11 protein-coding genes are annotated in these 20,681 nt (G+C 63.5%); 10 read left to right on the top strand and 1 reads right to left on the bottom strand.

All coding sequences use genetic code 11. The features are described 5' to 3' along the window. Positions 1-46 precede the first annotated feature (46 nt). From BMY71_RS17110 to BMY71_RS17075, 8 genes are all read left to right on the top strand, one after another. On the top strand, positions 47-997 hold the full coding sequence (locus BMY71_RS17110; RefSeq protein WP_092685316.1) for a 2-hydroxyacid dehydrogenase: 951 nt from the start codon (positions 47-49) through the stop codon (positions 995-997). 718 nt (positions 998-1,715) lie between these two features. Then, the gene (rplJ, locus tag BMY71_RS17105) at positions 1,716-2,234 is read left to right on the top strand and encodes a 50S ribosomal protein L10 (protein ID WP_011503591.1); all 519 of its coding nucleotides are present in this window, start codon (positions 1,716-1,718) and stop codon (positions 2,232-2,234) included. Between the two features lie 55 nt (positions 2,235-2,289). Next, complete coding sequence (gene rplL / locus BMY71_RS17100) at positions 2,290-2,661, top strand: 50S ribosomal protein L7/L12 (RefSeq protein WP_092685314.1); 372 nt, start codon at positions 2,290-2,292, stop codon at positions 2,659-2,661. Between the two features lie 473 nt (positions 2,662-3,134). Next, complete coding sequence (gene rpoB / locus BMY71_RS17095; RefSeq protein ID WP_092685312.1) at positions 3,135-7,259, top strand: DNA-directed RNA polymerase subunit beta; 4,125 nt, start codon at positions 3,135-3,137, stop codon at positions 7,257-7,259. A 149-nt stretch (positions 7,260-7,408) separates the two neighbouring features. Then, the gene (gene rpoC, locus BMY71_RS17090; protein WP_092685310.1) at positions 7,409-11,611 is read left to right on the top strand and encodes a DNA-directed RNA polymerase subunit beta'; all 4,203 of its coding nucleotides are present in this window, start codon (positions 7,409-7,411) and stop codon (positions 11,609-11,611) included. 294 nt (positions 11,612-11,905) lie between these two features. Then, a complete protein-coding gene (locus BMY71_RS17085; protein ID WP_092685308.1) occupies positions 11,906-13,975 on the top strand; it encodes an FAD-dependent oxidoreductase in 2,070 nt (689 codons plus the stop codon). A 213-nt stretch (positions 13,976-14,188) separates the two neighbouring features. Then, the gene (locus BMY71_RS17080; RefSeq protein WP_175557699.1) at positions 14,189-16,303 is read left to right on the top strand and encodes an ABC transporter ATP-binding protein; all 2,115 of its coding nucleotides are present in this window, start codon (positions 14,189-14,191) and stop codon (positions 16,301-16,303) included. A 218-nt stretch (positions 16,304-16,521) separates the two neighbouring features. Further along, entirely contained in the window at positions 16,522-17,679 is a 1,158-nt protein-coding gene (locus tag BMY71_RS17075; protein ID WP_244526087.1) for a hypothetical protein, read from the top strand. A gap of 135 nt (positions 17,680-17,814) precedes the next feature. Here BMY71_RS17075 and BMY71_RS17070 read toward each other — a convergent pair whose 3' ends face one another. Continuing rightward, positions 17,815-18,666, bottom strand: coding sequence for a hypothetical protein (locus BMY71_RS17070; protein ID WP_244526086.1), 852 nt, complete (start codon positions 18,664-18,666; stop codon positions 17,815-17,817). A gap of 1,155 nt (positions 18,667-19,821) precedes the next feature. On the opposite strand from BMY71_RS17070, the gene rpsL reads away from it, so the two are divergent. Continuing rightward, on the top strand, positions 19,822-20,193 hold the full coding sequence (gene rpsL, locus BMY71_RS17065; RefSeq protein ID WP_008969396.1) for a 30S ribosomal protein S12: 372 nt from the start codon (positions 19,822-19,824) through the stop codon (positions 20,191-20,193). A 15-nt stretch (positions 20,194-20,208) separates the two neighbouring features. Beyond that, a complete protein-coding gene (gene rpsG, locus BMY71_RS17060) occupies positions 20,209-20,679 on the top strand; it encodes a 30S ribosomal protein S7 (RefSeq protein ID WP_011503583.1) in 471 nt (156 codons plus the stop codon). Positions 20,680-20,681: the final 2 nt, after the last annotated feature.

The raw sequence follows: 20,681 nt of genomic DNA, 5'->3' as shown, positions 1-20,681 counted from the left end.
TGTTTTTGCTTCCAAAATCAAGAAACCAAAAAGGAAGGACCGCAGCATGGCGGACAAGGTTCTGGTGTTTTCGCGATTCGCGAAGTCGATGCTGGCGCGGTTCGCCGAAAAGTTCGAACTGCTCGAGACCGGCGGCAAGCCCGCGAACGAAGTCTTCAGTGCCGCCGAGCTCGCCGACGTCCGCGCGCTGCTCACCATGGGCGCTCAGCCGCTCGGCCGGGAAACGCTCGACGCGCTGCCGTCGCTCGGGGCCATCGTCTGCTACGGCACCGGCTATGACGGCGTCGATCTCGACGCCGCGGCCGAACGGAAGATCGCAATCGGCAACAGCCCGGCGGCGAACGCCTCCGCGGTCGCCGATCTGGCGATGACGCTGCTGCTCGGGCTGATGCGGCGGCTGTTGCCCGCCGACGCTTATCTGCGCGGCGGTGGATGGTCGGGCGCGCGGCCGTCGCCGCTGCTGCGGCCGCCGCGCGGACTGACCAATGCCCGGGTCGGCGTCTACGGCATGGGCGAGATCGGCCGCAAGATCGCGGCGCGCGTCGCCGCGTTCGAGACCGACGTCGCGTATCACAGCCGCAGCCGCCACGACGTGCCGTATCGCTATGTCGGCAGCTTGGGCGAACTGGTCGAGTGGTGCGACGTGCTGCTGATCGCGGTCCGCGCCGGTCCGGACACGGAGCGCATCATCGACGCGGCGATGCTGAAGCGGCTCGGCGCGGACGGCGTGCTGGTCAACATCTCGCGCGGCTCGGTGATCGATCAGCCGGCGCTGATCGCGGCGCTGGCCGACAAGACCATCGCAGGCGCAGGGCTCGACGTGTTCGAGCGGGAGCCCTATGCGCCGGACGCGCTCAGCGAGTTCCCCAACGTGGTGCTGACGCCGCATATCGGCGGCCACACTTTGGAAGCCCATGTGGCGATGCAGGATTGCGTGATCGCCAATCTGGCGGCGTTTTTTGCAGGCAAGCCGTTGCCATATCTGGTCAAGCGTTGAGGCGACTGGCTGCAGCCGAAACGCAACGCCCGGGACTGGGCAGAACGGGATTTCTTCCAGGGCGTCGCTATTCGCGCCGCTGGCTGCGTGGCTTGCTGCAGCCGGCAAGGCATAACTCGCGCCTTGCTCGGGTCTTACACCCGCCCTGCATAAAAGATGCCGGTTGGCCGAAAACGGCCTTGGCAAGCGCGGTAAGACTCGTTAAAGAGTTCCTTCCGGGCGTGCTGGCCGTAGCTAGCGCGCCTCTGCGCGCATTCCGATCACCGGTATCGATAGGAGACCAATCCTTCAAGTCGTCCATCTCAGGATCGCTCGAAGGAAAGGAAGACCGTCGTTTCGGGGAATGTGGGCGGGAGTCGCAGGATGGTTGTTCCGGTTCGCCGGGCTTCTTTCCGACCGACTTCGGTCCTGTCCAAGACTGCAGGCGCTGACGTTGAAACATCGTGTTTCTTCAGAGGCTTAATCGCATGGCCTGCATAGACGGGTGAAGACCGGATTTTGTGTCCTGCCGCTTGCGGTGGGCACGGATAGGGTTCGAACCTCGACACCCCGCGAGGGCAATGGCTTCGGCCGGCGTCCGCTCGGGAGGGCAGGCTGTTCAAGATCGTCTTGCCCTTGGTGTCTGAAGACTGTGTGTCTTGAGGTCAGGTAGGGGTAGGACGGTGGGTGCAACCCGGCGGTCCTGTTCGCAGAGACCGCCAACCGGAGAGAGCTTGCTGTGGAAAGAGCGGCAAAAAAAGAGGCGGTCGAATCGCTGAATGGTCTGTTCCAGACCACCAGCGTCGCGGTCGTCGCTCATTATTCCGGCCTCACCGTGGCCCAGATGCAGAAGCTGCGTTCGCAGATGAAGCAGGCGGGCGCCTCGGTGAAGGTCTCGAAAAACCGTCTCGCCAAAATTGCTCTTGAAGGCACCGACGTCGTTGCAATCGGCTCCCTGTTGAAGGGGCCGACCGTGATCGCGACTTCGAGCGATCCTGTGGCGGCGCCGAAAGTTGCCGTCGAATTCGCCAAGGCGAACGAGAAGTTCGTCATCCTCGGCGGTTCGATGGGCAAAACTGTCCTGAACGTCGACGGTGTGAAGGCTCTGGCCTCGCTGCCGTCGCTCGATGAACTGCGTGGCAAGCTGGTCGGCCTTCTGGTCGCGCCGGCCACCAAGATTGCGCAGCTCACCACAGCTCCCGCGGCCAAGGTCGCGCGCGTGGTTCAGGCCTATGCCTCCAAAAGCGAAGCGGCCTGACGCTTCAATCTCATTCAACCCTGGTTCGAACTGATACCCGTAAGGAACTGATTCAATGGCTGATCTGCAGAAGATTGTTGACGACCTCTCGAGCCTCACCGTGCTCGAAGCCGCCGAGCTCGCCAAGCTCCTCGAAGAAAAGTGGGGCGTGTCCGCCGCCGCCGCCGTGGCTGTTGCCGCTGCTCCGGGCGCCGCTGCCGCCGCCGTCGAGGAGAAGACCGAGTTCACCGTCGTGCTTGCCTCCGCCGGCGACAAGAAGATCGAAGTGATCAAGGAAGTGCGCGCGATCACCGGTCTGGGCCTCAAGGAAGCCAAGGACCTGGTCGAAGGCGCCCCGAAGCCGATCAAGGAAGGCGTCAACAAGGACGAGGCCGACAAGCTCAAGGCCCAGCTCGAGAAGGCTGGCGCCAAGGTCGAGCTCAAGTAAGCCGTCAGGCTTTCCCGAGCCCGGGTTCGCCCGGGTTCGGTGCGATGCGGTTGGGGCCGGTTCGCCGGCCCCGGTCGCGGCGGTGGGGGGCGATGGGATCCATCGGCCTTGGACGACCGTCACAGGATTGTGTGGGGAGGAGAGGGATAACCCCTCGAATCACCACATTGACGTCCCATATTGGTGCGGTAGCACGAAAGCGCAGGCGCGATGGACATGGTAACATTCCGCGCAGCCTTCAGGAGAATAAGCAATTTCGGGCTTTTTCGGTCTGTGACGAGATGGTTTTGACGGGCGGGTGCGTCTAGCGCCCCGCACGTCGTTTTGCGTTCGGAATTGGTGTTGTGCGGATTTAGGATTTAGTTCCTGACATTCGGCTTCTGAATTTCGGATGTGCGGTAATTCAACCCGGGGGCGATGCGGATCGCGCTTCGGAAGGTTCGCCCCGCCGGGCGACGACATGAGAGGCCACGATGGCGCAGCAGACGTTCACCGGTCGCAAACGCGTTCGCAAGTTCTTCGGTCACATTCGGGAAGTCGCCGAGATGCCGAACCTCATCGAGGTTCAAAAGGCGTCTTACGACCAGTTCCTGATGGTCGCCGAACCTCCCGGAGGTCGGGATGACGAGGGCTTGCAGGCGGTCTTCCGGTCGGTGTTTCCGATCTCGGACTTCTCCAACGCCTCGATGCTGGAATTCGTTCGTTACGAATTCGAGCCGCCGAAATACGACGTCGACGAGTGCCGCCAGCGCGGCATGACCTACGCCGCGCCGCTGAAGGTGACGCTGCGCCTCATCGTGTTCGATATCGACGAGGAAACCGGCGCCCGTTCGGTCAAGGACATCAAGGAGCAGGACGTCTACATGGGCGATATTCCGCTCATGACGATGAACGGCACCTTCGTGGTCAACGGCACCGAGCGCGTCATCGTCTCGCAGATGCACCGTTCGCCGGGCGTGTTCTTCGATCACGACAAGGGCAAGACCCATTCGTCGGGCAAGCTGCTGTTCGCCGCCCGCGTCATCCCCTATCGCGGCTCCTGGCTCGACATCGAGTTCGACGCCAAGGACATCGTGTTCGCGCGTATCGACCGTCGCCGCAAGATTCCGGTGACGTCGCTGATGTTCGCGCTCGGGCTCGACGGCGAAGAGATCCTGTCGACCTTCTACAAGAAGATTCTCTACAAGCGGATCAAGGAAGGCTGGCGCGTGCCGTTCGACGCCAACCGCTTCCGTGGCTACTCGACTGTCAACGACCTGATCGACGCCGACACCGGCAAGGTCGTGCTCGAGGCCGGCAAGAAGCTGACCGTGCGCGCGGCGCGCCAGTTGCAGGAAAAGGGCCTCAAGGCGCTGCGGCTGTCCGACGAGGAACTGGTCGGCAACTATCTCGCCGAAGATCTGGTCAACCCGAAGACCGGCGAGATCTATGCGGAAGCCGGTGAGGAAATCACCGAGAAGTCGCTGAAGGCGCTGAACGAAGAGGGCTACAAGGAGCTGCCGCTCCTCGACATCGACCACGTCAATATCGGTCCCTACATCCGCAACACGCTCTCCGCCGACAAGAACATGACGCGCGAGGATGCGCTGTTCGACATCTACCGGGTGATGCGCCCGGGCGAGCCGCCGACGCTCGACTCCGCGCAGAACATGTTCCAGTCGCTGTTCTTCGATAGCGAGCGCTACGACCTGTCCGCGGTCGGCCGCGTCAAGATGAACATGCGCCTCGACCTCGACGCGCCCGATACCCATCGCACGCTGCGCAAGGAAGACATCCTCGCCGTGATCAAGACCCTGGTCGGCCTGCGGGACGGCAAGGGCGAGATCGACGACATCGACCATCTCGGCAACCGCCGGGTGCGCTCGGTCGGCGAGCTGATGGAGAACCAGTACCGCATCGGCCTGCTCCGCATGGAGCGCGCGATCAAGGAGCGGATGTCGTCGGTCGATATCGACACGGTGATGCCGCAGGACCTGATCAACGCCAAGCCGGCGGCCGCTGCGGTGCGCGAGTTCTTCGGTTCGTCGCAGCTGTCGCAGTTCATGGACCAGACCAACCCGCTGTCGGAGATCACCCACAAGCGCCGTCTTTCGGCGCTTGGCCCGGGCGGTCTGACCCGCGAGCGCGCCGGCTTCGAAGTCCGCGACGTGCATCCGACCCACTACGGTCGGATCTGCCCGATCGAGACGCCGGAAGGCCCGAACATCGGTCTGATCAACTCGCTGGCGACCTTCGCCCGCGTCAACAAGTATGGCTTCGTCGAGACGCCCTACCGGAAGGTCAAAGAAGGCCACGTCACCGACGAGGTGGTCTACCTCTCGGCGATGGAAGAGGGTCGCTACGCGGTGGCCCAGGCCAACATCTCGCTCGACGCCAAGGGCCGCTTCACCGATGATCTCATCGTCTGCCGCGCTGGCGGCACGCGTGACGTCGTGCTGATCCCGGCCGACCAGGTCGACTACATGGACGTGTCGCCGAAGCAGCTCGTTTCGGTCGCCGCGGCGCTGATCCCGTTCCTCGAGAACGACGACGCCAACCGCGCGCTGATGGGCTCGAACATGCAGCGCCAGGCGGTGCCGCTGGTTCGCGCTGAGGCGCCGTTCGTCGGCACCGGCATGGAAGGCGTGGTCGCCCGCGACTCCGGCGCGGCGATCGCCGCGCGCCGCACCGGCGTGATCGACCAGATCGACGCCACGCGTATCGTCATCCGCGCTACCGAAGACCTCGATCCGACCAAGTCGGGCGTCGATATCTACCGGCTGATGAAGTACCAGCGCTCCAACCAGTCGACCTGCATCAACCAGCGCCCGCTGGTGAAGGTGGGCGACAGCGTCGCCAAGGGTGACATCATCGCGGACGGTCCGTCGACCGACCTCGGCGAACTCGCGCTCGGCCGCAACGTGCTGGTCGCGTTCATGCCGTGGAACGGCTACAACTTTGAAGACTCGATCCTGCTCTCCGAGCGGATCGTGAAGGAAGACGTCTTCACCTCGATCCACATCGAGGAATTCGAAGTGATGGCCCGCGACACCAAGCTGGGCCCTGAGGAAATCACCCGCGACATTCCGAACGTCTCGGAAGAAGCGCTGAAAAACCTCGACGAAGCCGGCATCGTCTATATCGGCGCCGAAGTCCGCGCCGGCGACATCCTGGTCGGCAAGATCACGCCGAAGGGCGAAAGCCCGATGACGCCGGAAGAAAAGCTTCTACGCGCCATCTTCGGCGAAAAGGCCTCGGACGTTCGCGACACCTCGCTGCGGGTGCCGCCCGGCGTGCAGGGCACCATCGTCGAAGTCCGCGTCTTCAACCGCCACGGCGTCGACAAGGACGAGCGTGCGCTGGCGATCGAGCGGGAAGAAATCGAACGCCTCGCCAAGGACCGCGACGACGAGCAGGCGATTCTGGACCGTAACGTCTACGGCCGTCTCGCCGACCTGCTCGATAACCGTCAGGGCGTCTCCGGCCCGAAGGGTTTCAAGAAGGACACCAAGATCACCCGCGCGGTGCTCGAGGAATATCCGAAGTCGCAGTGGTGGCTGTTCGCCGCGCCGAACGACAAGCTGATGGCCGAGATCGAGGCCATGCGGAAGCAGTACGACGAGTCGAAGAAGGGCCTCGAACAGCGCTTCCTCGACAAGGTCGAGAAGCTGCAGCGCGGCGACGAACTGCCGCCCGGCGTGATGAAGATGGTCAAGGTCTTCGTCGCGGTGAAGCGCAAGATCCAGCCGGGCGACAAGATGGCCGGCCGCCACGGCAACAAGGGCGTGGTGTCGAAGATCGTGCCGATCGAGGACATGCCGTTCCTCGAAGACGGCACCCATGCCGACATCGTGCTGAATCCGCTCGGCGTGCCGAGCCGCATGAACGTCGGTCAGATCCTCGAGACCCATCTCGGCTGGGCCTGCGCCGGCATGGGCAAGAAGATCGGCCAGACCATCGACGCCTATTATCAGAGGCAGGATCTCAAGCCGCTGCGCGAGACCCTGAAGAAGATCTACGGCGACGACGAGACCATCAAGTCGCTCAACGACGGCGAACTGATCGAGCTCGGCCGTAACCTCAGCCATGGTGTCCCGATCGCCACTCCGGTGTTCGACGGCGCCAAGGAAGCGGACATCGAGGAGATGCTGAAGCTCGCGGGCTTCGACGCCTCCGGCCAGTCGACCGTCTATGACGGCCGCACCGGCGACGAGTTCGATCGCAAGGTCACGGTCGGCTACATCTACATGCTGAAGCTGCATCACCTCGTGGACGACAAGATCCACGCCCGGTCGATCGGTCCGTACTCGCTCGTCACCCAGCAACCGCTGGGCGGCAAGGCGCAGTTCGGCGGCCAGCGCTTCGGCGAAATGGAAGTGTGGGCGCTCGAAGCCTACGGCGCCGCCTACACGCTGCAGGAAATGCTGACGGTGAAGTCCGACGACGTCGCCGGCCGCACCAAGGTGTACGAAGCGATCGTGCGCGGCGACGACACGTTCGAGGCCGGTATTCCGGAATCGTTCAACGTGCTCGTGAAGGAAATGCGCTCGCTCGGCCTCAACGTCGACCTGCACAACTCCAAGCTGGGCGTGCCGCCCCCGGCCGAGGCGGCCGAGTAACACCAAGCGTCATGCCCGGCGGGACGCGCGAATGATCTTCGCGCGACCCGGCCGGGCCCCCGCCGCGCAGGCGCGATGCGCGCGGACGGGAGCGACCCTGAGAAATTCGAATTTGCTGCCGGTGACGATCGGTACGCGAGGAGAAGACGATGAACCAAGAAATCATGAATCTGTTCAATCCGACGACGCCGGCTCAGGTCTTCGACCAGATCCGGATCTCGATCGCGTCGCCGGAGAAGATTCTGTCGTGGTCCTACGGCGAGATCAAGAAGCCGGAAACCATCAACTACCGCACCTTCAAGCCCGAGCGTGACGGCCTGTTCTGCGCCCGCATCTTCGGGCCGATCAAGGACTACGAGTGCTTGTGCGGCAAGTACAAGCGGATGAAGTACAAGGGCATCATCTGCGAGAAGTGCTCGGTCGAAGTGACGCTCTCCCGCGTCCGTCGCGAGCGCATGGGCCACATCGAGCTGGCCGCGCCGGTCGCCCACATCTGGTTCCTGAAGTCCTTGCCGTCGCGGATCGGGCAGTTGCTCGACATGACGCTGAAGGATCTCGAGCGGATTCTGTATTTCGAATACTACGTCGTGCTCGAGCCGGGCCTGACCGACCTCAAGGAGCGTCAGCTCCTGTCCGAGGAAGAGTATCTGCGCGCCCAGGACCAATACGGCCAGGACAGCTTCACCGCCATGATCGGCGCCGAAGCGATCCGCGAATTGCTGAAGGGGCTCGAGCTCGAAAAGATCGATGCGCAGCTGCGCGTCGAGATGGCCGAGACCGACAGCGACATCAAGCACAAGAAGCTCGCCAAGCGGCTGAAGATCGTCGAGGCGTTCCGCTACTCCGGCAACAAGCCGGAGTGGATGATCCTGACCGTGGTGCCGGTGATTCCGCCGGACCTGCGGCCGCTGGTGCCGCTCGACGGCGGCCGCTTCGCGACCTCCGATCTCAACGACCTGTACCGCCGCGTCATCAACCGTAACAACCGCTTGAAGCGGCTGATGGAGCTGCGCGCGCCGGACATCATCATCCGCAACGAAAAGCGTATGCTGCAGGAGGCCGTCGACGCGCTGTTCGACAACGGCCGCCGCGGCCGCGTCATCACCGGCGCCAACAAGCGTCCGCTGAAGTCGCTGGCCGACATGCTGAAGGGCAAGCAGGGCCGGTTCCGTCAGAACCTGCTCGGCAAGCGCGTCGACTATTCCGGCCGTTCGGTGATCGTGGTCGGTCCGGAGCTCAAGCTGCACCAGTGCGGCCTGCCGAAGAAGATGGCGCTCGAACTGTTCAAGCCGTTCATCTATTCGCGGCTCGACGCCAAGGGTCTGTCGACCACCGTGAAGCAGGCGAAGAAGCTGGTCGAGAAGGAGCGTCCCGAGGTCTGGGACATCCTCGACGAGGTGATCCGCGAGCATCCGGTGCTGCTCAACCGCGCGCCGACGCTGCATCGCCTGGGCATCCAGGCGTTCGAGCCGGTGCTGATCGAGGGCAAGGCGATCCAGCTTCACCCGCTGGTCTGCGCCGCGTTCAACGCCGACTTCGACGGCGACCAGATGGCCGTGCACGTCCCGCTGTCGCTCGAAGCGCAGCTGGAAGCGCGCGTGCTGATGATGTCGACCAACAACATCCTGCATCCCGCGAACGGCCAGCCGATCATCGTGCCGTCGCAGGACATCGTGCTCGGCCTGTACTATCTGTCGATCCTGCGGGAAGGGCTGCCGGGCGAGGGCAAGGTGTTCGGCGATCTCGCGGAGCTGGAACACGCGCTGCACGCCAAGGTCATCCACCTCCACACCAAGATCAAGTATCGCTGGGATTCCCTCGACGACGAGGGCAAGCCGTACAAGCGTCTGATCGAGACCACCGCGGGCCGCATCCTGCTCGGTCAGGTTCTGCCGAAGTCGGTGAAGCTGCCTTACGAGACCATCAACAAGCTGATGACGAAGCGCGAGATCTCGAGCGTCATCGATCAGGTCTATCGTCACTGCGGCCAGAAGGAGACGGTGATCTTCTGCGACCGCATCATGGCGCTCGGCTTCTTCAACGCTTTCAAGGCGGGCATTTCGTTCGGCAAGGACGACATGGTCGTGCCGGCCTCGAAGTGGAAGATCGTCGACACCACCCGTACGCTCGCGAAGGATTTCGAGCAGCAGTACAACGACGGTCTGATCACCCACGGCGAGAAGTACAACAAGGTGGTCGACGCCTGGTCGAAGGCCACCGAGGAAATCGCCAAGGAGATGATGAAGGAAATCTCCGCGGTCCGGAAGAGTGCTTCGGGCGCGGAGAGCCAGGTCAACTCGATCTACATGATGGCCCACTCCGGTGCGCGTGGTTCGCCGGCGCAGATGCGTCAGCTCGCCGGTATGCGCGGCCTGATGGCCAAGCCGTCGGGTGAGATCATCGAGACGCCGATCATCTCGAACTTCAAGGAAGGCCTCTCGGTTCTCGAATACTTCAACTCGACCCACGGCGCCCGTAAGGGTCTCGCCGACACCGCGTTGAAGACCGCGAACTCGGGTTACCTGACCCGCCGTCTGGTCGACGTGGCGCAGGACTGCATCATCACCCAGGATGATTGCGGCACCTCGCTCGGCATCAAGATGCGGGCGATCATCGACGCCGGCACCGTGGTGGCGTCGCTCGGCTCCCGCATCCTCGGCCGCACCGCGGGCGAAGACGTGCGCGATCCGCAGACCAACGAGGTGATCGTCAAGAAGGGCGAGCTGATGGAGGAGCGCGATATCGAAGCGATCCACCAGGCCGGCGTCCAGGAAGTGAAGATCCGCTCGGCGCTGACCTGCGAGCTGGTCAACGGCATCTGCGGAAAGTGCTATGGGCGCGATCTCGCCCGCGGCACGCCGGTCAACCACGGCGAGGCGGTCGGCGTCATCGCGGCGCAGTCGATCGGCGAGCCGGGCACGCAGCTCACGATGCGTACCTTCCACATCGGCGGTGCGGCGCAGATCAACGAGCAATCGGTGATCGAGTCGAACTTCGAGGGTAAGGTCGTCATCAAGAACAAGGCGATCGCCCGGAACGGCGAGAACCACAACGTGGCGATGGTCCGCAACATGGTCGTTGCGATCGTCGACCCGGATGGCACCGAGCGTGCGACCCATCGCATCCAGTACGGCGCGCGGATGCACGTCGACGAGGGCGATACGATCAAGCGCGGCCATCGCATCGCCGAGTGGGACCCGTACAGCCGACCGGTTCTGACCGAGGTCGAAGGTACGATCGATTTCGAGGATCTGATCGAAGATCAGTCGATCTCGGAAACGCTCGACGAATCCACCGGTATCGCCAAGCGTATCGTGATCGACTGGCGCTCGACCCGCGGCGGCGCGGATCTGCGTCCGGCGATCGTGATCAAGGGCAAGGACGGCAAGGTGCTGAAGCTGGCGCGCGGCGGCGACGCCCGCTACATGCTGTCGGTCGACGCCATCCTGTCGGTCGACGTCGGCGCCAAGGTGAAGCCGGGCGACATTCTCGCGCGTATCTCGACCGAGAGCGCGAAGACCCGCGACATCACCGGCGGTCTGCCGCGCGTTGCGGAACTGTTCGAGGCCCGCAAGCCGAAGGACGCCGCGATCATCGCCGAAATCGCCGGCACCATCCGGTTCGGACGCGACTACAAGAACAAGCGTCGGATCTCGATCGAGCCGATGGACAAGGAAGAAGAGGCGCGCGAGTACCTGATCCCGAAGGGCAAGCACATCCACCTTCAGGACGGCGACATCGTCGAAAAGGGCGACTTCATCGTCGAAGGCAACCCGGCGCCGCACGACATCCTGGCGATCAAGGGCATCGAGGAACTCGCTGCCTATCTGGTCAACGAAATCCAGGAGGTCTATCGACTCCAGGGCGTGTTGATCAACGACAAGCACATCGAGGTGATCGTTCGCCAGATGCTGCAGAAGGTCGAGATCACCGACCAGGGCGAGACCGACATGATCTCGGGCGAACAGATCGACAAGATCGAGTTCGACCAGCTCAACGTCAAAGCGAGGGACGAGGGCAAGAAGATCGCCACGGGAACGCCGGTTCTGCTCGGCATCACCAAAGCGAGCTTGCAGACCCGCTCGTTCTTCTCGGCGGCGTCGTTCCAGGAGACCACCCGCGTGCTCACCGAAGCCGCCGTCAACGGCAAGGTGGACCCGCTGGAAGGCCTCAAGGAAAACGTCATCGTCGGCCGGCTGATTCCGGCTGGCACCGGCGCCTCGATGGCCAAGATCCGCGAAGTCGCGATGAAGCGGGATCGCATGATCCTCGACGAGCGCGAGAAGCAGGCGACCATCGTACCGCCGGCCGCTCCGGAAGCCGAGCCGCTGGCGCTGCCGCCGGCCGAGTAACACCGCTTCTGCGAAGCAAACCTGAAAAGGCCGGCGAAAGCCGGCCTTTTTCATGCCAAATCGGCTTTTCGGCGCGCTTTGGCGCTCCGTTCATCTTCCCTTCAGGTGAAAAGCGCCTTGCTGTTCATGAATGATGCGATCCTTCGATCAGGAACCTCGATTCGACGTCAGAATCAGTTAAGCCATTGAACGAAAGCTGATTTTCGCAGAGAATCGATTGCCCGGGCGCCGGCGAAGCGGATCGGAACTTGGCAGCGCGGCCGAGCGGCTTGCGCCGAGCGTTGAAAGATTCAGATGTTTGACCTTGCAATCGTAGGTGGTGGCCCCGGCGGTCTGATGAGCGCCTGGTACCTGAAGAAGAAGCTCGGCCCGCTGTGCCGTGTCACGATCTTCGAGGCGTCCGACCGGCTCGGCGGCAAGATCGTCTCCCGAACCTTCGATACTGCGCCCGCGCTCTACGAAGCCGGCGTCGCCGAACTATACGATTACTCGATGACCGGGCCGGACCCGTTACGCGAACTGGTGCAGCATTTCGGGTTACAGACCATCCCGATGGACGCCGAGCAGGTTCAACTCGATGGCGAATTGCTCGGCGACGTTCCCGGGATGCGCAAGAAGTACGGCGACAAGACCGCCGACTCGATCCTCGCCTTCCGCCAGAAGTGCAGCGAGATGGTCTCGCCGCTGCACTATTACGAGGGCGTCGGCGCGCACGATAACGAGCATCCCTGGGCCTGGACCAGCTGCGAGCAGCTGCTCGACAAGGAGATCGACGATCCGATCGCCAAACGCTTCATCAAGGTGATGGCGAAGTCCGATATCGCGACCGAGAGCCACAACACCAACGGCCTCAACGCCCTGAAGAATTTCGTGATGGATATCGAAGGCTATATCGGCCTGTATTCGATCCAGAACGGCAACGAGCAGCTGATCGAGGGGCTGCGCTCCGAGGTCGACGCCGAGATCCAGCTCAACCACCGCATTCTCAAGGTCGGCAAGACCGAGAGCGGCCGCTACGCGCTGAACATGATGAACGGCAAGGGGCCGGAGACGCGAGACTTCGATCTCGTGCTGATGTGCCTGCCGCACAATTGGCTCGCCACCATCGGCTGGGGCGACGAGCAGCTGCGCAAGGCGATGGTCAAGCACGTCGCCTATTTCGACCGCCCGGCGCACTATCTGCGGATTTCGATCCTGTTCGACCAGCCTTTCTGGGGCGACCAGATCGAGGGCTCGTGGTTCATGTCCGAGGCGTTCGGCGGCTGCTGCGTCTACAACGAAGGCTCGCGCCACGACGTCGGCAAATATGGCGTGCTGAACTGGCTGGTGGCCGGCTCGGACGCGCTGGCGTTCTCGAATCTGAACGATCAGGAACTGATCGATCTGGCGCTGAAGTCGCTGCCGACCGCGTTCGGCGATGCGCGCGACCACTTCCTCGAGGGCAAGACCCATCGCTGGCTGTCTTCCGTGAACTGCATTCCCGGCGGCCTGCCGGTGCGCGACGTGATGACCAATCACCGGCCGGAACCGAAGAACCATCCGGGCTTCGTGGTGGTCGGTGACTATCTGTTCGACTCGACGCTGAACGGGCTGCTGGATTCGTCCGACGCCGCCACCGACATCATCGTCACCGAGACGATGAAGCTGCGCCGCGCCCGCTCGCTCGCGGGCAAGGCTTCTTCGGACAAGGCCTGGTCCGACAAGATCGACGCGTCGTATTTCGAGAATTATCGCAATCAGGGGCCTTATCGCGAGGTCTGGAACCGGTTCACCAATCCGGACTATCTGCTGGAGATGATCCAGACCGTCTGGGACAAGCCGCAGGGCAAGAAGCTGCTGGTCGCCGGCTCCGCCAGCGGCGAACTGGTCGGCGCGCTGCGCGAGCGCGGCATCGACGCCTACGGCGTCGAGAACAACCGCGGCATTCTCGCCAAGACGCCGGAGGCGCTGAAGCCGTTCAACACGTTCGGCTCGATCGCCGACTTGCCGTTCGCGGACGACGAATTCGACTTCGTGTTCGAGACCTGCCTGTGCCACGTCCCGGACAACCGCGTGGTCAAGGCGATCCGCGAACTGAACCGGGTGACCCGCACCGGATTGGTGTTCGGCTCGGTGACCAGCGACATGGATCCCGGCGTCATCGACCGCTACGACCTGCTGCGCGGCGTGAAGAAACTCGGCACCTGGTGGGAGTGGTCGGAACTGTTCTTCAACAACGGCTTCGATCTCGCTCTGCATCGCAACGACTGCAGCGACAGGCTGTGGGAAGCCACGCTGAAGGCCGGCAAGGGGCCGGGGCAGTGGTACGGCGACGCCGACAGCCTGCGCTATTCCTTTTTCGACAAGGTTGACGACGAAGACTAAGCGCTTTGCCGGCCCCGAGATGATAGCTCAGAACTCCGGTTCTGATAGAATCAGAACCAGAGCTCTAACTTTTTTCTGACGCGTTTTCTTCACGCGAACCGGTACCCACTTCGCGCGAAAACGCTATAGGATACGCCGTGGCTCGACGAGTCACGGCGTTCGTCATTGCGGTCGTGCTGGCCGTTCCCCACGGTTCGATCCACGGTTCGATAAATGGCCCGAAAGCCGCCTGCCAAGCCACCGACCGATCCGGCCGAGACGCCGGCCGCTGATCCCGCTGGTGCCGTCGTAAAGCCCGGGGAGGGCGATGCCGCGGCGTCGCCGCTCGACGAGAAGTTCGCGATGCCGGTCGGCAAGACCGCGGCCGTGATTCCCAGCACCAAGCCGCCGGTGAAGCCAGCGCTCGACAAGAAGGCCCCGCCGCCGAAACCGGCCGTCGATGACGACGACGATGAGGATGACGACGACGACGACAAGCTGGGCGACGATGACGACGATGAGGAACTCGTCGTCTTCACCGCGCGCGAGGCCGCCGGCGCGCTCGCCACCGTCGCTCGCTTTGTTCGGCCGATCCTGCCGAACTATCGGAAGATGATCGCGTTCGTGCTGTTCGGCGTCCTCGTCGAGACGCTGTTCAACGTGATCATGCCGCTCAGCCTCAAATTCCTGATCGACGACGCGCTCGGCGAGGAGGACTTTCAGGAACTGATCAAGATCCTGTCGGTGCTTGCGGTCGCCGGCATCTTCACCTCGATCGTCGCGGTCTGGTACGAGCGCTGGGATGCGCGGCTGTCGGCGTCGATCGTCGCCGATGTCCGCAACCGGCTGTTCGACCACGTCCAGCGGCTGCCGTCGTCGTATTTCGGCAAGACCAAGCGCGGCGAGATCCTGTCGCGGTTCTCGATCGACATGGCGGCGTTCGAAAGCGCCGTCCAGATCTTCGCCAACACCGCGCTGCTGCCGCTGCTCGAACTCGTCGCCGGCATCATCCTGATGCTGTTCTTGAACTGGCAGCTCGCGGTGGTCGCGCTGCTGATCTTCCCGATCACGCTGATCGGTCCGCGAATTCTGACGCCGAAGGCGGTTCAGGCGAACTACGAGCGCAAGGTGCAGGAAGCCGGACTGCTCGGCGTGGCGCAGGAGAACGTCGGCGCGCAGGCGGTGGTCAAGGCGTTCAGCCTGCAGCGCAAGATGTTCGGCTTCTTCACGCTGCGCAACGACGCCGCCCGCAACAAGACGGCGCAGGCGGTGTTTCTGTCGTCGATGGTGGAGCGTTCGGTCACCGTCTCGGTGCTGTTGCTGCATTTGGTCGTGCTGGCGATCGGCGCCTATCTGGCGACCAAGGGCCAGATCACCATCGGCACGTTCGTCACCTTCGAAAGCGCGTTCTGGGAGGTGTCCTACAACATCGCGCATCTGATGCATTTCATCCCGGTGGCGATCCAGGCCGCCGCCGCGGTGCGCCATATCGAGGAACTGCTCGACGAGCCGACCCCGGGCGCCGACCGGCCGGGCGCGGCGGAGCTGCCGCGCATCACCGACAACATCGCGTTCGAACGCGTGACCTTCTCCTATGAGGGCGCGCAGACGCCGGTGCTGGACAATCTCAGCCTCAAGCTCAAGGCCGGCAGAACGATCGCCATCGTCGGTCCCAGCGGGTCGGGCAAGAGCACGCTGCTCAATCTGATGCTGCGGCTGTACCAGCCGGACGACGGGCGGGTGTCGGTCGACGGCGTCGACGTCCGCAAGGTGACGATGGAGTCGCTGCGGAAGAGCATGGCGGTGGTGTTCCAGGAGAACATGCTGTTCAACATGTCGATCCGCGAAAACATCCGGCTCGGCAAGGAAGGCGCCACCGACGCCGAGGTCGAGCAGGCCGCCAAGAAGGCGGAGATCCACCGCTACATCATGAGCCTGCCGGCCAAATACGACACGCTGGTGGGCGAGCGCGGCGACACGCTGTCGGGCGGCCAGCGCCAGCGCATCGCGATCGCGCGCGCGATCGTGCGCGATCCCTCGGTGCTGCTGCTCGACGAGGCGACCTCGGCGCTCGACCAGACCACGGAGGCCGCGATCAACAAGACGCTGCTGAAGCTGGCGCGCGGCCGCACCATGATCTTCTCGACCCACCGGCTCGCCTCGGTGGTCGAGATGGACGAGATCATCGTCATCTCCAACGGCCAGGCGATCGAGCGCGGCTCCCACAAAGAACTGCTGGCCAAGGACGGCGTCTACCGCAAACTGTGGGACGACCAGACCCACAGCAACCGCGGCGGCCGTCACGATGACGACGACGATGATGATGAGGACGATGACGATGAGGAGTGATCGGGACGGATCGACTGATCCGACCCGGAGACACGCGCCGCATCATCGCCTCCCGAATTTCAATCGGCTCGGTCGAAGTAGGTAGACGCACGAGGAACCGAATCGGGCCTCGTCGATGTAAGGATGTGTGCCTTAGCGGCTGCGGCGAGGGGATCCGGCCGATGGCAGGGTGCCGGACTGACAGGTCCTCGGGCCAAACGATTTGTGGACGCGCGCCGGTGGTACTGGTGTCGGCGGTGTTGTCCGCGACGGCTGCGCTGCTGCTTCCGTCCGCGGTGCACGCCGAGGACCTGAAGGCCCTGGCGGCAGAGACGGCCACGACCGCTGATCCGCTGCGCGTTCGTCCGTTACGACCGGGTCAGCCGATCAATGGCCCGCGCTGGACGGTGTCGGCCGAAGCGCTGTTTCTCGGCCGCTCCGGCGCAGGCCGTCAGCCGCTGGTCTCGCTCGTTCCCGGCGACGTGCCGTGGTGGACGCCGGTCGGCCCGAACACCACCAACGTGGCTGGTGTGGAAGCCCTGAACAGCGGCCAGCTCGATCAGCGTCTCGCGGCCGGACAGAAGGTTGGACTCGCCTATCGCGATCCGTCCGGCGTCGGCGCCGAGCTGTCGTATTTCAGCGTTCTCGGGCTGAAGGCCGTCAAAGCCACGGGGCCCGAGAGCCCGGCGCAATGGCTGGTGATGAAAGCCCCCGGCACGTTCTGGCAGACCCAGGACTACGCCTATCAATCGATGGTGTGGCGGGACGACACAAGCCTGCACAGCATCGAAGCCAATGCGCGGGTGGAACTGTCGCCGCGAGTCACGCTGCTCGCGGGCGTCCGCTGGTTGCGGCTGCGCGACAGGCTGGAGGGCACGCTGGAACCGGCCGATCTCGGCCAGCCGCTGTGGAAGTTCAGAATTCCGAGCCGGCTGCCCGATGCGGTGCCGGTCCCCGGCAGTCCGGTCGTCGTCAATCCGCCGTTCTGGACGACCGAGACCACCAACAATCTCTACGGCATCCAGATCGGCGCCAGCGCGTCGCTGTGGGAGGCCGGCCGGTTCTCGCTCGGCGGATCGATCAAGGCGGGCGTTTACGACAATCGCGCCAGACAGCTCACGCTGGTGAGCATGCAGAAGCAGATCTACCCGGCAGAGGCCGCTACCAGCGCTGCGGCTTTCGTCGCCGAGAGCGGGCTGGTGGCGAAATATCGTCTCACCGAAGCGGCCTCCCTCAAGCTCGGTTACGAGGCGCTGTGGTTCGACGGCGTTGCGCTCGGTCCGCGGCAGATTCAGCAGATGTGGACGACTCCAAACACGGTCAGCGCGCGTGGCGTCGATCGCCGCTCCAGCACTCTATTTCAGGGGCTGACGTTCGGCCTGGAGTATTCGTTCTAGAGCCGGAGAAGCGATCAAAGCCGGCGTTGATGTCATTTCAAAAGCGTTGAAGCGACGAGGTGCGCGCGCTCTCGCGTCCGCGGAGACAGCGGCAACTCTGTTTGAAGATCGCCGTAAAACGGATTTTGTCACCGCTCAGTTCTTCGTCAGATACAGCGGCGTCCGCACGGTCAGCTGATAGGCCGGCTTCGGCGTCCAGGCGATCTGTGCGGTGACGCCGAACAGCCGGTTGTCGTTGTCGTCCATGCGATCGAGATCGAGCCGCAGGATCGGCTGGGTGAACGGCTCGATCGGCGCAAGTCTGAGAAGCTGCGCGCCGCCGAACGACTGCAGGCCGGCGCGGGCCGTTGCTTTCCAGTTGTTCTCCCACTGATAAAAGCCGCCGAGCCAGCCGACCCAGTTCGGCCGCAGTGACGCGAAATCCGAATCGACCGCGATCAGCGTGGACTGCACGCCGGCGAGAAATCCGCGGGTTTCGTCGGCGTCGAGCGCGTAGGTTGCCTCCAGGATCGTGTTCAGCGCCGTGGTGGCGAGCGGTCCGGACGGCACCACGCGGGTCAGCGTCGACTGCACGGTGAGCGTCGGGATCGCGCCGCCGTTCTGCTGATAGATATCGGCCTGGAGTCCGACGTTCCAGCTCGTGACCGCAAGCGCTGTCCAGTCGAAATCGCCTGCCTTGGAGGCGGTGGCGCTGAAGCCGCCATAGAGCGAAACCTGATCGTTCAGGTCGACGGTCAGCGGCACATCGAACCCGACGCCCTGGGTCGACGGCAGAGACCGAGAGTGCAGCGACGCTAATTGCGACAGTGCGCCCGGCGGATTGCTCAAGCCGATCGACAGCACGCCGGACGGCACCCGCGAATAATAGCTCCGCAGATCAAGATAGACCCGAGGCGCGCTCGGCTTGGCCGCGTCCTGGTCCTCGCCGTCGTCGCCATCCTTGCCGAATGCGAGGCCTGCTAGTTGAAGCGAAACAAGCGTCGCCAAAGCGAAACGCGCTGCAACGCCAATGCGCGGCGCGCGCGCGCCGGACGCTTGCTTCCTGCTGATCTGAACGCATCGCCACGCGTCCGCCACGGATTGTCCTGCCTTCCGACGGTCGGCACGTTACAGAGGCCGCCCGGCGCCGATCAGTAAGCACGGTGGCGCGATCGGCCGCAATGCCGCCGGTTCCAAATGATGCGCCGAGATCCGGCCGACCGGCGGGCGTCTTGGGCGCTTCCCGGCCTTCAGCGCGGTCGCCAGGCGCGTTCCTGGCCGAGCCGGGAACCAGGACCGCACCAGAGCGACGCGCGCCTGGCGAGGCTGTGTGACGTCGACAGCGCGCGCAGGTGGAAGGCGTCGTCTGCACTTCGGTCCCGGGCCTGGGAATCCTCGGTCCCGCGCGCGGGTCAGACCCTGGCGACGGGCGATTCGCGGTCGTACCAAGGGAATGGTGCAGATTTACCCGGGTAAAACCGCTCTTACCGAATCGTTAACCCGATTCGTGCTGCATCGCGGCGCCGAGTCGACCGCAGCGTGCCGCGATTCTGCCCAAACCGGTCGTTTTCGACTCGAATCCAGCGATCGCCGAACGTCGCAATGCAGCGATAGGTTCGGTTTTGTGGTTTCGCGTGACCTCACGAAAACCCGCTTATGGCGGGCATTTTGTATATTATAGGTCGGAGCGGGGGCGCGACGTCAGAACAACGCCATCGCCGCGGTTTTGCCTTGACTTGAGTGGGGCGCACCGATAAAAACCGCGCACTTCAAGACAGGCGGTGAGCTTCGCCAACGTCGGAACGGATCACCCGGATGTCCTCTTCGGATTTCGGGCACCAACCTCGACCCAAGACGCTCAAACGCTGTCTCTATAAGCCAGGCAATGCCAGGACGTTCAGCGTTCTCTTGAGCAGTTTGCTCCTGAGGACAGTTTTGGAAGCATGACCTCGGTACGGGTCGGTCAGCGAATGCTGTCCGGTTCACGCTGCGGTCCTCTGTTGCATGGAAGCGCTTTCCGCTCAGAAATGAGTGGCTGGCGCGATTTCGCTTTGCGTGGTCGGGCGTGCCTGATCGATGTGAGGCGGCCGCTGGGGCGGGTGCCCCGAACGAATTTTGCGAGGCCCGTCAGGGTTTCGCGCGAAGCTAAGGATGAAGGCGAAGATGCCGACGATCAACCAGCTGATCGCAAATCCGCGCGTTGTGCAGAAGTCGCGCAAGAAGGTTCCGGCGCTCCAGCAGTCGCCGCAGAAGCGCGGCGTCTGCACCCGCGTCTACACCACGACTCCGAAGAAGCCGAACTCGGCGCTCCGTAAGGTCGCCAAGGTTCGTCTGACCAACGGCTTCGAGGTGATCGGTTACATCCCGGGTGAAGGCCACAACCTTCAAGAGCACTCGGTGGTGATGATCCGCGGCGGCCGCGTCAAGGATTTGCCGGGCGTGCGCTACCACATTCTCCGCGGCGTCCTCGATACCCAGGGCGTCAAGAACCGTAAGCAGCGTCGTTCGAAGTACGGCGCGAAGCGTCCGAAGTAAGCGGGAAACTGAACCATGTCTCGTCGTCATGCGGCCGAAAAGCGCGAAGTTCTTCCGGATCCGAAGTTCGGAAACATCGTCGTAACCAAGTTCATGAATTCGGTGATGTACGCCGGCAAGAAGTCGGTCGCCGAGCGCATCGTCTATGGCGCGCTCGATCTGATCGAGGCCAAGACCAAGCAGCCGCCGCTGGGCGTGTTCGAGCAGGCGCTCGACAACGTCATGCCGGCCATCGAGGTCCGCTCCCGTCGCGTCGGCGGCGCCACCTATCAGGTGCCGGTCGAAGTGCGCAGCACCCGGCGTCAGGCGCTCGGCATTCGCTGGCTGATCACTGCGGCCCGCGGTCGTAACGAGAAGACCATGACCGAGCGGCTGTCTGCTGAGTTGCTCGATGCCTCGAACAATCGCGGCAACGCCGTGAAGAAGCGTGAAGACGTGCACAAGATGGCGGAAGCCAACCGTGCGTTCTCGCACTATCGCTGGTAACG

The organism is Rhodopseudomonas pseudopalustris, from assembly GCF_900110435.1.
Classification (GTDB): domain Bacteria; phylum Pseudomonadota; class Alphaproteobacteria; order Rhizobiales; family Xanthobacteraceae; genus Rhodopseudomonas; species Rhodopseudomonas pseudopalustris.
This window is presented reverse-complemented; position numbering and strand designations above follow the sequence as displayed.